This window comes from Stenotrophomonas sp. SMYL20 (assembly GCF_036320045.1).
GTDB lineage: Bacteria > Pseudomonadota > Gammaproteobacteria > Xanthomonadales > Xanthomonadaceae > Stenotrophomonas > Stenotrophomonas maltophilia_A.
Map to the genome: position 1 here is coordinate 35,122 of NZ_JAWIRT010000003.1, position 13,241 is coordinate 48,362.

Consider the following 13,241-nt stretch of genomic DNA (forward strand, 5'->3'; position numbering starts at 1 on the left):
TGGAGGAACTGTGGAGATACGATGGAGGCAAGCACCTTAAGGCCCCGCCCCTGCATGCATGCCGCCCCTGCCCTCGCCGCCCTCGTCCTGATCGTCGAGGATGAGGCCGAGATCGCCGACATTCTTACCGCCTATCTGGAACGCGAAGGACTGCGTACGCTGCGCGCCGCCGACGGCCACAGCGCACTGGACCTGCATCGCAGCGCCCGCCCCGACCTGGTCCTGCTCGACGTGCAGCTGCCGCGGCTGGATGGCTGGAGCGTGCTGACCCAGCTGCGCCAGCGCGGCGAGACGCCGGTGATCATGCTGACCGCACTGGACCAGGACCTGGACAAGCTGACCGCACTGCGCATGGGCGCTGATGACTACGTGGTCAAACCATTCAATCCGGCCGAAGTGGCGGCGCGCGTGCGCGCCGTGCTGCGGCGTACGTTGCGCGCCTCGCGCGTGGATGCCCCGACCGCGCTGCGGGCGGGCCCGCTGCTGATCGACTCGGCCACCCACGCCGTACACGTGGAAGGCGAAGGCTACAGCCACGAAGTGCTGCTCACGCTCACCGAGTTCAAGCTGCTGCACTGCATGGCGCTGGCGCCGACCCGCATCTTCAGCCGCAGCGAACTGATGCACGAATGCCTGCCGGAAAGCGAGGCGCTGGAGCGCACGGTCGACAGCCATGTCAGCAAGCTGCGCCGCAAGCTGGATGAAGTGGGCATGGTCAATGTGCCGGCCAGCGTGCGTGGCGTCGGCTACCGGTTGATGGCCGACCGCTGATGGCCCGCCTGCGCCGCTCCGGGCTCAGCCGCCACATCATCGTCTCGATGTCGCTGATGGTGATCGGCGTCATTGTGATGATGATCCTGTCATCGTGGCTGCTGTATGCGGTCCTGGTCGAATTCTTCCCCGGCACTACCGAGGAGCCGGAAAGCTGGCTGCCGACCGGCCCTGAACTGGCATGGATGGTCGGCGTGATCCTGACCGGCCTGGCGCTGGCCATCGCCGCCTCGTTCCGTCTTGCCCATCGCATCCTGTCGCCGTTGAATTCGCTGGTGGACAGCGTGCGCGCGCTTGCCGGCGGCGACCTGGGTGCGCGTGCCAGCGTCGAGGAAAACTCGCCGGGCGAAGTGGCCACCTTGGTCGAGGACTTCAATGCCATGGCGCGGCGGCTGCAGCACGTGGAGAGCGAGCGTGCGATGTGGCATGCAGCCATCGCCCATGAACTGCGGACTCCGGTGACGATCCTGCGCGGCCGCCTGCAGGGCCTGGCCGAGGGCGTCTTCCAGCCGGACGAATCACAGTTCCGCAGCCTGCTCGCCCAGGTCGAGGGCCTGTCACGACTGATCGAGGATCTGCGCGTGCTGAGCCTGTCCGACAATGCGCGGCTGGACGTGCGCCGCGCACGTACCGACGTGGTGGCCGAAGTGCATTCGGTGATGACCCTGGTCGATCCCCAGTTCCGCGCCGCCGGCTTCGTGCTGGAGCTGGAAACCAGCCGCGAAGAACACAACGCGCACTGCGACCCGACCCGCCTGCGCCAGGCGCTGCTGGCGCTGCTGGAGAACGCGCGCCGCTATGCCAGCCCGGGCAAGGTGCGGATTGCCGTGCATGACACACCGGGCCATGTGCAGGTAGCGATCGAGGATGAGGGCCCGGGCATCGACCCTGAGCTGCACGCCGACATCTTCTCTCCGTTCATGCGTGCCGACGGTTCGCGTTCGCGCCAGGGTGGCGGTAGCGGGCTCGGCCTGGCGGTGGTCAAGGCCATCGCCGATGCGCACGGTGGCCGCGTCTACTGCACGGCGGGCAACGCTGGTGGCAGCCGTTTCGTTATCGAGCTGCCGCGCCAATAGCCGGCGTGGCTGCCTGTTCCCGCAGGCGGGCACCGAGCGCAGCGAGGTTGGCGTCGATCGCATCCATTTCGTTGCGCTGCTTCTCCGGCAGCTGCTGACGCAGCTGTACGCGCAGCGCCTGCCAGGCCGGCACCGCCTGTGCGCTGGCGGTGGCAACCGCTTCGGCCAGCACCGCCTGCTCATCGGCCAGCGGCAACCCGTAGCCGCCGTCCGCCAGCAGCGTACCCGGGCGCAGCCATTGCCCACCCTGCTCCAGCAACTGGCGCAGGCCCCGGGTCTCGGCACTGTCCGGTGCGGCCAGCAGGCGCCGTTTCAGCACATCGCGCGCGCGCAGCTCGGCGCGGCGTTGCGCAGCCTGTTCCAGCAGCAGCAGGCCGGCGCTTGCGCGCAGGTCGCCCTGCAGCAACCACAGCGCACGCTGCTGTGCGGGCAGCTTCAACCAGCCGCGTACGTCGCGTGCGGGCAATGCCAGCTGGGCTGCCGCCACGCCGAACAACTGCTGGTAGTGATCGCGTGCCGAGGCGAAGTAGTAACCCTGCGCCTGTGCTGCATTGCGGTCCGTGAGTACCTGCTCGTCCAGCACATGCAGCTGCGACAGCCGACGCTTCAAACCACGCGGACTCAGCTGGGCCAGCCCGGCCTCGCCCAGCCGCGGCACACCCGCCTGCAGCAGCTTGGCGGTTTCCACCGCGCAGTTGTTGCTGACGAAGTAGTAGCGCCCGTCGTAGCTCCAGTGCACCTGTGCAGTGCGCTCGAGCAGGCTGGCGATCTCGCCGGGCGACAACTGCAACGGCAGCGACTGCAACCCGCGCAGTTCCACCTTGGTGTACTCATCCACCACCTGCTGCAGCGGCAGCACGAACAGTCGCGACGGGTAGCCACCGGTAAGGCCACGCCAGTTGGAAATCTGCACGTCACCAACGAAGGCACGGAACGAAAGCACACGGTGGTATTCCAGGTCCAGGCGACAGTCCGGCCCCGGCGCACGGCCCGGCCGGCAGATCACCAGCCGCAGCATGCTGTGGCCCCAGCGGCTCATCGGCTGCGCGCTGCCTTCGGCAAACAGGTAATCCACCGCGTAGACGCGTGCCGGGTCGAGTTGCAGCAATGACGCCGCGCCCTCTTCCGATTCAGCCTGCAGCAAGGGCAGCGTGGTCGCGCAGTGCGACTGCGGCAGCGATGGCGGGGTTCCGAAATGGGCCTGGTACCACTGCGCCAGTGCCGGGCGCCGGCAGGCAAACTCGCTGTCGAGCACGAAATGCTCGGCGTTCACTGCCAGGTACTCGGCCGGATCTTTCAGTTCATACGCATCGGGACTACGGTCTCGGAAGTCATTGCCGCCACGGCCGAGATGCCAGGGCTTGCGCTGCCATCCGGCCAGATCACGCCAGCGCACACTGCGCGACCAGTTCGCCCCGGTACGGTCGGCAACATGGCTCAGTTCGTGTACCAGCGCGCTGCGGCGTGCGCGGCGCGCACCGGGCACGGCATCATCCAGCAGATCGCGGCGCAACGTGATGCGGCCGGCGAAGGCGCGGCCATGCACCTCGGCGGGAAGGCCATCACTCCAGCGCACCTGCACCTGCGCCGGCAGGGCGCGCAGCAGGCCATCTGGCAACAATGACTGCACGTCGGCCAGGGTCTGCGTCGCCACCTGCTGCTGTGCAGGGCTCAACCCCGCAGGATCGAGCTGCAGGCGGTCAGCCGCGTGCGCGACGTGAGCGATCAGCAGTAGAGCCACGCCGTGCGTGGCTGCGTTCCTTGCAGTTGTCATGGCGTTGCCGGCCAGCGGCCGGCACTACCCGAAGGCAGGATCAACGCGCCAGCAGCGCGCGGGCCAGTTCCAGGTCGCTCTGCTGCTGTGTGGCAGTGCTCTGCTCACGCAGGTGGACAAGCGCCGCCTGCAGGCGAGCGCCACGGATCTGGCCGTCGCTGGCGACGAACGCAGCGGCATCGTCGCGTGCAGCCAGCACCACCTTGTCGTCACCCGAGCTGCTGCCCGAGGAACCGGAGGACGCACCCGTGGCCGAACCGGCCGACGTGCCGGCGAAGCTGGAAGCGAAGCCGGCCAGCGGCAGGGACAGCAGGGCGAGCAGCAGAAGCGGACGGGTCATCGGTTCGAAGCCGGTTGTTAGGAAGCGTGGAGCGTAACGGGTGCGTGAAGGATTTGCCCGACTCAAACGTCGAACAGCTTGCCGGGGTTCAGCCGCGCTTGGGGATCGAACGCGCGTTTGACCGCCTTCATCAGCGCGATCTCGGCCGGGCCGCGGGTGCTGTCCAGGTAGCCCTTCTTGACCAGGCCGATGCCGTGCTCGGCCGAGATGCTGCCATCGAAGCGGGCCAGCACCTGCGCCAACAGCATGGTTACGTGCTCGCATTGCGCCACGAAATCAGCGTCGCTGGTGTCGTCCGGCTTGAGCACATTGATGTGCAGATTGCCGTCACCGATGTGGCCGAACCAGACCACGTCGAAATGCGGATAGGCCTGCCCGATCAGCGCTTGGGTCTCGGCCAGGAACGCCGGCATCGACGAGATCCGCACCGAAACATCGTTCTTGTAGGGCTTGTAACGGGCAAGCGACTCAGTGATGCCTTCGCGCAGGCGCCACAGCTGCGCGGCCTGCGCGTCGCTGGCACTGATCACGCCATCGCTGACCCAGCCATTGCCCATGCAGTCCTCGAACGCGGCCATCGCCGCCGCTTCCTGGGCCTCGTCGCCGGCCGCGAACTCGGTCACCACGTAATACGGGTGCACTTCGTCGAACGGCGCCTGCGCGCCATGCGCCAGCACGTGCTCCAGCGCCCGGTCGGTGAAGAATTCGAAGGCCTGCAGCTGCAGGCGCGCGCGGAACGCGGCGAATACCTGCATCAGCACCTCGAAGCTGGGTACGGCCAGCAGCATCACATTGCTGGCCGGCGGCGGATCGGTCAATTTCACCGTGGCTTCGACGATCACGCCCAGCGTGCCTTCCGAGCCGATCAGCAGCTGGCGGAAGTCGTAGCCGCTGGAGTTCTTGATCAGCCCCTTGTTGAGTTCCAGCAACTCGCCGTCAGCGGTGACCACCTTCAGTCCAGCGATCCACTCACGGGTGTTGCCGTAGCGGATCACGCGGATGCCACCGGCATTGGTGGCGATGTTGCCGCCGATCGAGCAGGACCCGCGCGCGGCGAAATCCACCGGGTAGATCAGGCCGTGGTCCAGCGCGGCGTTGTGCACGGCCTCCAGTGGCATGCCGGCCTGCACCACCAGGGTGCGATCGACCGCGTCGTAGGCCAGCGCCTTGTTCATCCGTTCCAGGCTGAGCACCAGCTCGCCGTTGGCGGCCACCGCGCCACCCGAGAGGCCGGTGCGGCCACCGGACGGCACCACGGCCACGCCCTCGCCTGCGCTCCAGCGCATCACCGCCTGCACTTCCTCGACCGTGGCCGGCAGTGCGATCGCCAGCGGCGCCGGCGTCCAGCGCCGGGTCCAGTCGCGCCCGTAATGCTCCAGGTCGGACGGATCGGTCTTCAGCTTCAGGCCGGGGCAGGCTTGTTGCAGCGAGGCAATGCGGGAATCGGTCATGACAGTCCAGCGCGGTGCGTGAAGAACGGGCAAGCGTGCCAGCGGCACGCGCCAGCGTCCAGCCCCGCAGCCGTGCAGATAGCTACGGATGCAACCAATTGCGCACTGCACCATGGTCGCTGCGATCTGGCATAGTGGTCAGCCCCTGTCCCACTGGCCGTGTTGCCCCATGTCGCCGAAGAAGACCTCGTTCCCGAAGCAGGATATCCGCGTGCTGTTGCTGGAGGGGGTCAGCCAGACCGCCGTGGAGGTATTCAGCGCCGCCGGCTACAGCCAGATCGAAGCGCACACCAAGGCGCTGCCCGAGGACGAACTGAAGGCACGCATCGCCGAGGCGCATATCGTCGGCATCCGTTCGCGCACCCAGCTCAGCGCCGAAGTGCTGGCCGAGGCCAAGCGCCTGATCGCGGTGGGCTGCTTCTGCATCGGCACCAACCAGGTCGACCTGGACGCGGCCGAGCTGGCCGGCATCCCGGTGTTCAACGCGCCGTACTCCAACACCCGCAGCGTGGCCGAGCTGGTGATCGCCGAGGCGATCATGCTGACCCGCGGCATCCCGCAGAAGAACGCCGAATGCCATCGCGGCGGCTGGTCGAAGTCGGCCAGCGGCAGCCATGAAGTGCGCGGCAAGACGCTGGGCATCATCGGTTACGGCCACATCGGCACCCAGGTCGGCGTGCTGGCCGAATCGCTGGGCATGCAGGTGATCTTCCACGACGTGGAAACCAAGCTGGCACTGGGCAATGCCCGTGCAGCGGCCAGCCTGGACGACCTGCTGGCGCGTGCCGACATCGTCACTCTGCACGTGCCGGAGACCCCGTCCACGCAGTGGATGATCGGCAGCACCGAGCTGGCGAAGATGCGCAAGGGCGCGCACCTGATCAACGCCGCACGCGGTACCGTGGTCGACATCGATGCACTGGACGCGGCACTGGCCAGCGGCCACGTCGGCGGCGCCGCGCTGGACGTGTTCCCGGTCGAGCCGAAGGGCAACGGCGATATCTTCGAATCGCCGCTGACCCGCCACGACAACGTGATCCTGACCCCGCACGTGGGCGGCAGCACGCTGGAGGCGCAGGACAACATCGGCGTTGAAGTGGCCGCCAAGCTGGTGCGCTACAGCGACAACGGCAGCACCCTGTCGGCGGTCAATTTCCCGGAAGTGACCCTGCCCGAGCACGCCGACAGCCTGCGCCTGCTGCACATCCACCAGAACGTGCCGGGCGTGCTGTCCAAGGTCAACGAGATCTTCTCGCGCCACAACGTCAACATCGACGGCCAGTTCCTGCGCACCGACCCGAAGGTGGGCTACGTGGTGATCGACATCACCGCCAGCGAGGAACAAGCCGCCGCCGTGCGCGACGAGCTGGCCGCGATTCCGGGAACGCTGCGCACGCGCATCCTGTACTGAAAAAAGGGGACGGAGGGGATTAAGTCGTTTGCGGCACATGCGGCGTAAACGACTTAATCCCCTCCGTCCCCTTTTTCTTCAGCGCGTCAGCCACCGGCGCGCCATGCGCTGCATGGATTCGTCCGATTCCGGATCGGCCGCGACCTCGGTCACCGGCCGCCAGGCCAGTTCCAGCGACTCCTCGCTGAGCACGAAGGCCTCGCCACCCAGCGCCCGGATCACGAAACGCACGTCGTAGTGCCAGTGCCCCGGCACGTCCTTGCGCTCCGGAATCCAATGCTTGTCCAGGTCGAAGATGGCCGGGTCTTCCAACACCAGGCCGCTCAGTCCCGATTCTTCCTCGGCTTCCTTCAGTGCCACCTGGGCCAGGTCGCGGTCGCCGTCGGCGTGGCCGCCCAGCTGCAGCCAGCGCTGCAGCTTGCGGTGATGGGTCAGCAGCAGGCGCTGGCCGTCGGCACTGACCAGCCAGCAGCTGGCGGTGAAGTGGCCGGCCAGCCGCTCGCGCCGGAACGGATCTTCCGGATCGTCCAACAATGTGCCGAATTCGGCAGCCAACGCGTCGTGGGCGGGCTCGCGGCGGGCGTAGTCCCGCAGCAGGCCACGCAGGCGATCGTCAAGCACGGCAAGGGTTTCGGCGGTCTGGCTCATGAATGGGCGGCGTTTGGAAAAATACTGCTCATTATCGCCGTTCATTGTTGCGATTGCGCTTGTGCGTTGGCTTCAGCTTTGGCTAAGGTACAGCGGGCCGTTCGCGCGGCCTTCACCATTCCAGGGTTGCCGGCAACGTATCGGCGGCCCACCCAATCCGATCACTAGGAAGTACTGCATGCTGAAAGCTCTGTTGAGGGTCAAGCCGGTTGAACCGGCCGGGCACGTCGATGCTGGCGAACCCATCGAAGGCAGCCTGGACGGCGAAGCCACGTTGAAACGGACCCTCACGGCTAAACACCTCATCCTGCTTGGCGTGGGTGCGGTGATCGGCGCAGGTATCTTCGTGCTGACCGGCCAGGCTGCGGCCAACCACGCTGGCCCGGCAGTGATGCTGTCGTTCGTCATCGCCGGTTTCGCCTGCGCCCTGGCGGGCCTGTGCTACGCCGAATTCGCGGCGATGATGCCGGTCTCCGGCAGCGCCTACTCCTACTCCTACGCCACCCTCGGCGAGGGCATGGCCTGGTTCATCGGCTGGTGCCTGGTGCTGGAATACCTGTTCGCCTCGGCCTCGGTCGCGGTGGGCTGGTCGGCATACCTGATCAGCTTCATCACCACCACGCTGCACATGCCGTTCCCGGATGCCCTGAGCGCGGCCCCGATTGCCTGGACCGGCAGCGAGTTCATCGCCTCGGGCAAGCTGTTCAACCTGCCGGCAGTACTGATCGTGGCGGCGGTGTCCGGCCTGCTGTACGTGGGCGTGACCCAATCGGCCTTCGTCAACGCGATCATCGTGGCGATCAAGGTCACCGTCATCTGCCTGTTCATCGGCATCGGCGCGGCTCACATCGACCCGGCCAACTGGCAGCCGTTCATCCCGGAAAACACCGGCGTGGCGGGTGAGTTCGGCTGGAGCGGCGTGTTCCGTGCGGCCACCATCGTGTTCTTCGCCTACATCGGCTTCGATGCGGTCTCCACCGCCGCCGGTGAAACCAAGGACCCGCAGCGCAACATGCCGATCGGCCTGCTCGGCTCGCTGGCGGTGTGCACCATCGTCTACATCATCGTCTGCGCGGTGCTGACCGGCATGATGCCGTACCACCTGCTGGGCACCGACAAGCCGGTGGCCACCGCGCTGGAACCCTACCCGACCCTGTCCTGGCTGAAGACCCTGGTCGAGATCGGCGCCATCGCCGGCCTGTCCTCGGTGGTGCTGGTGATGATGATGGGCCAGACCCGCATCGCCTACACCATCTCCCGCGACGGCCTGCTGCCGAAGTTCTTCGGCAGGGTCCACGCCCGCTTCCGCACCCCGTACGTCGCCACCATCGTGGTGGGCGTGATCGCCGCGGCACTGGCCGGCCTGGTACCGCTGAACGTGCTGGGCGAACTGGTCTCGATGGGCACCCTGCTGGCCTTCGCCACGGTCTGCATCGGCGTGCTGGTGCTGCGCTATACCAAGCCGGAGATCCACCGCCCGTTCCGCGTGCCGGCGGTGTGGATCATCTGCCCGCTCGGCGCAGCCACCTGCCTGTTCCTGTTCTGGCAGGCGTTCGTGGTGCACTGGCACCTGTTCGTTGGCTGGACGCTGCTCGGCCTGCTGATCTACCTGGGCTACGGCATCCGCAACAGCAAGCTGGCCAAATCGCCCTGATCCGCCTACGGGCCGGCCTCGCGCCGGCCCGTCCGTTTTCCCCGCGCGCCGGTCATGGCGCGCTTCGACAAGACCACCACACATGTTCAAGCAACTGTGGGCCACCAAGCACCCGCATGCCGCCCATGAAGACGCCAACGGCCTGAGCCTGCGCCGCCACCTCGGCCCCTGGGGGCTGACTGCCCTGGGTATCGGCGCGGTGATCGGCGGCGGCATCTTCGTCATCACCGGCCAGGCCGCCGCCAACCACGCCGGCCCGGCCATCATGCTGTCCTTCGTACTGGCCGCCATCTGTTGCGCCTTCTGCGCGCTGGCCTACGCCGAATTCGCCTCGATGGTGCCGGTCTCCGGCAGCGCCTACACCTACACCTACGCCACCTTCGGCGAGCTCTCGGCCTGGTTCATCGGCTGGATGCTGGTGCTCGAGTACGGCGTCTCCGCCTCGGCGGTCGCGGTCAGCTGGACCGGCTATTTCCTCAGCCTGCTCAGCCAGTTCGACATCCATCTACCGGCGGCGCTGGTCAGTGCCCCACTCGATGCACAGCTGCGCCCGACCGGCGCGATCGCCAACCTGCCCGCCGCCGCACTGGTGCTGCTGCTGACCTGGCTGTGCTACGTCGGCATCAGCAAGTCCTCGGCGATGAACATGGCGATGGTCGTGCTCAAGACCGGCCTGATCGTGCTCGTCATCGTGGTCGGCTGGAAGTACGTGGACACCAGCAACTGGACCCCGTTCATTCCGGCCAACGAAGGCCCCGGCAAGTACGGCATGGAAGGCGTGCTGCGCGGTGCGGCGATGGTGTTCTTCGCCTACATCGGCTTCGAGGCGGTGTCGGTGGCGGCGCAGGAATCGAAGAATCCACAGCGCGACATGCCGTTCGGCATGATGCTGTCGCTGGTGATCTGCACCGTGCTGTACATCGCGATGGCCGCAGTGATGACCGGCCTGGTGCCGTTCCAGCTGCTGGGCACCGACGAGCCGGTGGTGACCGCGGTGGCCGCGCATCCGCAGCTGGGCTGGCTGCGCTGGGTGGTCGAGGTCGGCGCGCTGGTCGGCCTGTCTTCGGTGGTGCTGGTGATGATCATCGGCCAGCCGCGCATCTTCATGATCATGGGGCGCGACGGCCTGCTGCCGCCGGTGTTCACCAAGATCCACCCGAAGTACCGCACCCCGCACATCAACACCGTGATCACCGGTATCGGCATCGCGCTGCTGGCGGCGCTGTTCCCGCTGGATATCCTCGGTGAGCTGACCTCGATGGGCACGCTGATCGCGTTCGCGGCGGTCTGCGCGGGCGTGCTGATCCTGCGCCGCACCCAGCCGGACCTGCCGCGTCCGTTCCGCATGCCGATGGCGTGGCTGATCTGCAGCCTGGGCGTGCTGAGTTGCCTTGCGCTGCTGTCGGCGATGACGATGCACAACTGGATGCTGATGGGTGTCTGGACCTTCGTCGGCTTCGTGATCTATTTCTGCTACGGCTTCAGGCACAGCCGGCTGCGGGTGAAGTAAAGGGATTGCAGGGCCTGCGGCCCTGCACCCGCCTTTGAAGCCGGAGCAACGACAAGAGCTGGGCTGAGGGTTTGGCGGGGAGGCATGGGTTCGCGGGGGACGCCGTGAATCCATCCCTGGAGGCTTGGCCGCGGCATCCATGCCGCGGACACCCCCGCGAACCCATGCCTCCGCACCCCTGACACTCTCCCGGCGCGTCCGGTGGATCCACGCCATGCGTGGATGAATTCGGTCTGGGAAATGAATTCTCTGTAGAGCCGAGCCATGCTCGGCTCCGAGCAAGCGCAGCGCCGCGACCCGCTTCTGCCTTTCCTTCTTCACTCCGTGGCTGACGCGCACGGAACCTGTCCGTGGTCGGGGGGGGGGGGTGGGGGGGGGGGTGGGGGGGGGGGGGGGCGCGGCCCAGCCCCCCCGCAACGGTGGGAGCGGCGCCCCGGCGCACCCACCCGCCCGGCCAAAGCAAGAAATCCAGCCCGGCGAGACAGCCACGAGGGGCTCAGCCGTTGGCCGAATCCAGTAAAATCGCCGGCATGAACGCCCCCACCCTCCCGTACGACACCGCGCGCCTGAGCGAACTGGCCCAGCTGCTGATCGACAACGTCCGCGAGCTGGCCCACGCCGGCTGGACCCCGGCCACCAGCAGCAACTTCTCCCACCGCCTGGACGACCGTCACGCCGCGATCACCGTCTCCGGCAAGGACAAGGGCCGCCTGATCGAGGACGACATCATGGTGGTGGACTTCGACGGCCTGGCCGTCGGCCGCCCGCTGCGCCCGTCCGCCGAAACCCTGCTGCACACCCAGCTGTACCGCCGCTTCCCGGAAATCGGCTGCGTGCTGCACACCCACTCGCCGGTGCAGACCGTCGCCTCGCGCCTGTACGCGCCGCAGGGCCACATCCGCCTGGAAGGCTACGAGCTGCTGAAGGCCTTCGCCGGCAACAGCACCCACGAGATGGCCATCGATGTTCCGGTGTTCGCCAACACCCAGGACATGAACGTGCTTTCGAAGCAGGTCGATGACCTGCTCGACCGGCAGAACCTGTGGGGCTACCTGATCGACGGCCACGGCCTGTATGCCTGGGGCCGCGACATGGCCGAGGCACGCCGCCACCTGGAAGCGTTCGAGTTCCTGTTCCACTGCGAGCTGGAACTGCGCAAGCTGCGCGGCTGAACCCGCACGCAGGTGCAGATGCCGATCCGGAATCTGCACCTCGTGCCCACCCTGCTACCCTGTCTTCCCCCCGAGACGTTCAAGCTGCCGCCATGAGCCGACTGCGCATCTACGACGACACCCGCCCCGAATCGCCGCTTCTGGATACCCAGGACGGCGCGGTCATCGCTGCCGAGCTGCAGAAGATCGGCGTCACCTTCGAGCGCTGGCAGGCCACCGCACCGGTCGCACCGGGCGCCAGCCAGGATGAAGTGTTCGCCGCTTACCGCGCCGACATCGACCGCCTGGTTGCCGAGCGCGGCTTCAAGAGCGTGGACGTGGCCTCGATCGCCCCGGACAACCCGAACCGCGCCGAGCTGCGCAGGAAGTTCCTCGACGAACACTTCCACAAGGAAGACGAGGTGCGCTTCTTCGTCGCAGGCTCCGGCCTGTTCACCCTGCACGTGGGTGACAAGGTCTATGAGATCGAGTGCGTGAAGGACGACCTGATCGCCGTACCCGATGGCACCACCCACTGGTTCGACATGGGCGACGAGCCCAGCTTCGTGGCGATCCGCTTCTTCACCGAACCGGATGGCTGGGTCGGTCACTTCACCGGCACCGACATCGCGCAGAAGTTCCCCCGTTACGTACCCACCCAGGCGTCCTGATCCATGCAGCCCCGCGTCATCCTGACCGACATCGAAGGCACCACCAGCAGCATCTCGTTCGTCAAGAACGTGCTGTTCCCCTATGCCCGCAAGGCGCTGCCCGCGTTCGTCGCCGAGCACGGCCAGCAGCCGGAAGTCCGCCGCTGGCTGGATGCGGTGGCCACCGAGATCGGCGGCGCCTGCCAGGACAGCCTGGTGGCCGAGACGCTGCAGGGCTGGATCGACCAGGACCGCAAGCACACCGCTCTGAAGGCGCTGCAGGGCCTGATCTGGGACGAAGGCTACCGCCGCGGCGACTACACCGCGCACTTCTACCCGGAAGTGGCGCCGGTGCTGAAGGGCTGGCACGCCTCCGGCCTGCCGCTGTACGTGTACTCCTCCGGCTCGGTGCCGGCGCAGAAGCTGTTCTTCGGCTTCAGCGACGCCGGTGACCTCAGCCCGTTGGTGTCGGGCTGGTTCGACACCGAAGTCGGCGGCAAGCGCGAGGCCGACAGCTACCGCCGCATCGTGCAGGCCATTGGCGTGCCGGCCGGCGAGATCCTGTTCCTGTCGGATGTGGTGGAAGAACTGGATGCCGCCCGCGAAGCCGGCCTGCAGACCCGCCTGATTGATCGCCTGGACGACTACCCGCTGCCGCGCACCGGCCAGGCCGCCAACGGCCACGAGCGGGTCGAGAATTTCCAGCAGATCCAGCTGTAAGCAAGAAAAAGGGGACGGAGGGGATTAAGTCGTTTTTGTGGGGCGAGGGGGGCCCGACAGCGGAAGGCCCACCGGCGCGGTGTTG

At 67.1% G+C, this 13,241-nt stretch carries 12 protein-coding genes; 8 read left to right on the top strand and 4 right to left on the bottom strand.

The features are described 5' to 3' along the window. Positions 1–54 precede the first annotated feature (54 nt). On the top strand, positions 55–771 hold the full coding sequence (locus V3B48_RS02995) for a response regulator (protein ID WP_020424480.1): 717 nt from the start codon (positions 55–57) through the stop codon (positions 769–771). Beyond that, on the top strand, positions 771–1,847 hold the full coding sequence (locus tag V3B48_RS03000; protein WP_032128780.1) for an ATP-binding protein: 1,077 nt from the start codon (positions 771–773) through the stop codon (positions 1,845–1,847). The genes V3B48_RS02995 and V3B48_RS03000 overlap by 1 nt, the downstream gene beginning before the upstream one ends. Here the strand turns inward: V3B48_RS03000 and V3B48_RS03005 are convergent. The 3 genes from V3B48_RS03005 to V3B48_RS03015 form a co-directional block, all read right to left on the bottom strand. After that, the gene (locus V3B48_RS03005; RefSeq protein ID WP_285302823.1) at positions 1,825–3,621 is read right to left on the bottom strand and encodes a DUF4105 domain-containing protein; all 1,797 of its coding nucleotides are present in this window, start codon (positions 3,619–3,621) and stop codon (positions 1,825–1,827) included. The two genes, V3B48_RS03000 and V3B48_RS03005, sit on opposite strands and share 23 nt — an antisense overlap. A 40-nt stretch (positions 3,622–3,661) precedes the next feature. Continuing rightward, a complete protein-coding gene (locus V3B48_RS03010) occupies positions 3,662–3,961 on the bottom strand; it encodes a DUF2388 domain-containing protein (protein WP_329893140.1) in 300 nt (99 codons plus the stop codon). A gap of 62 nt (positions 3,962–4,023) precedes the next feature. Further along, complete coding sequence (locus V3B48_RS03015) at positions 4,024–5,412, bottom strand: FAD-binding oxidoreductase (protein WP_329893141.1); 1,389 nt, start codon at positions 5,410–5,412, stop codon at positions 4,024–4,026. 169 nt (positions 5,413–5,581) lie between these two features. On the opposite strand from V3B48_RS03015, the gene serA reads away from it, so the two are divergent. After that, on the top strand, positions 5,582–6,823 hold the full coding sequence (gene serA, locus V3B48_RS03020) for a phosphoglycerate dehydrogenase (protein WP_014037034.1): 1,242 nt from the start codon (positions 5,582–5,584) through the stop codon (positions 6,821–6,823). Positions 6,824–6,901: 78 nt separating this feature from the next. On the opposite strand, the gene V3B48_RS03025 is transcribed toward serA, so the two are convergent. Beyond that, complete coding sequence (locus tag V3B48_RS03025) at positions 6,902–7,516, bottom strand: NUDIX hydrolase (protein ID WP_125895397.1); 615 nt, start codon at positions 7,514–7,516, stop codon at positions 6,902–6,904. Between the two features lie 133 nt (positions 7,517–7,649). On the opposite strand from V3B48_RS03025, the gene V3B48_RS03030 reads away from it, so the two are divergent. The 5 genes from V3B48_RS03030 to mtnC all read left to right on the top strand — a co-directional run bounded on the left by V3B48_RS03030 (position 7,650) and on the right by mtnC (position 13,156). Further along, on the top strand, positions 7,650–9,125 hold the full coding sequence (locus V3B48_RS03030) for an amino acid permease (protein ID WP_121503164.1): 1,476 nt from the start codon (positions 7,650–7,652) through the stop codon (positions 9,123–9,125). Positions 9,126–9,207: 82 nt separating this feature from the next. Next, a complete protein-coding gene (locus V3B48_RS03035) occupies positions 9,208–10,635 on the top strand; it encodes an amino acid permease (protein ID WP_049424691.1) in 1,428 nt (475 codons plus the stop codon). 530 nt (positions 10,636–11,165) lie between these two features. Beyond that, complete coding sequence (locus tag V3B48_RS03040; protein ID WP_329893142.1) at positions 11,166–11,807, top strand: methylthioribulose 1-phosphate dehydratase; 642 nt, start codon at positions 11,166–11,168, stop codon at positions 11,805–11,807. Between the two features lie 92 nt (positions 11,808–11,899). Further along, entirely contained in the window at positions 11,900–12,457 is a 558-nt protein-coding gene (locus tag V3B48_RS03045) for an acireductone dioxygenase (RefSeq protein ID WP_014037028.1), read from the top strand. A 3-nt stretch (positions 12,458–12,460) separates the two neighbouring features. Continuing rightward, positions 12,461–13,156 (top strand): acireductone synthase, encoded by a 696-nt coding sequence (mtnC, locus tag V3B48_RS03050; protein ID WP_043397315.1) that lies wholly within the window; start codon positions 12,461–12,463, stop codon positions 13,154–13,156. The last annotated feature ends 85 nt before the right edge of the window (positions 13,157–13,241 follow it).

Excerpts from the sequence above, each read along its gene's own strand:
- V3B48_RS02995 (WP_020424480.1), top strand. The coding sequence starts at position 55 with ATGCATGCCGCCCCTGCCCTCGCCGCCCTCGTCCTGATCGTCGAGGAT.
- V3B48_RS03000 (WP_032128780.1), top strand. The coding sequence starts at position 771 with ATGGCCCGCCTGCGCCGCTCCGGGCTCAGCCGCCACATCATCGTCTCG.
- V3B48_RS03005 (WP_285302823.1), bottom strand. The coding sequence starts at position 3,621 with ATGACAACTGCAAGGAACGCAGCCACGCACGGCGTGGCTCTACTGCTG.
- V3B48_RS03010 (WP_329893140.1), bottom strand. The coding sequence starts at position 3,961 with ATGACCCGTCCGCTTCTGCTGCTCGCCCTGCTGTCCCTGCCGCTGGCC.
- V3B48_RS03015 (WP_329893141.1), bottom strand. The coding sequence starts at position 5,412 with ATGACCGATTCCCGCATTGCCTCGCTGCAACAAGCCTGCCCCGGCCTG.
- serA (WP_014037034.1), top strand. The coding sequence starts at position 5,582 with ATGTCGCCGAAGAAGACCTCGTTCCCGAAGCAGGATATCCGCGTGCTG.
- V3B48_RS03025 (WP_125895397.1), bottom strand. The coding sequence starts at position 7,516 with ATGAACGGCGATAATGAGCAGTATTTTTCCAAACGCCGCCCATTCATG.
- V3B48_RS03030 (WP_121503164.1), top strand. The coding sequence starts at position 7,650 with ATGCTGAAAGCTCTGTTGAGGGTCAAGCCGGTTGAACCGGCCGGGCAC.
- V3B48_RS03035 (WP_049424691.1), top strand. The coding sequence starts at position 9,208 with ATGTTCAAGCAACTGTGGGCCACCAAGCACCCGCATGCCGCCCATGAA.
- V3B48_RS03040 (WP_329893142.1), top strand. The coding sequence starts at position 11,166 with ATGAACGCCCCCACCCTCCCGTACGACACCGCGCGCCTGAGCGAACTG.
- V3B48_RS03045 (WP_014037028.1), top strand. The coding sequence starts at position 11,900 with ATGAGCCGACTGCGCATCTACGACGACACCCGCCCCGAATCGCCGCTT.
- mtnC (WP_043397315.1), top strand. The coding sequence starts at position 12,461 with ATGCAGCCCCGCGTCATCCTGACCGACATCGAAGGCACCACCAGCAGC.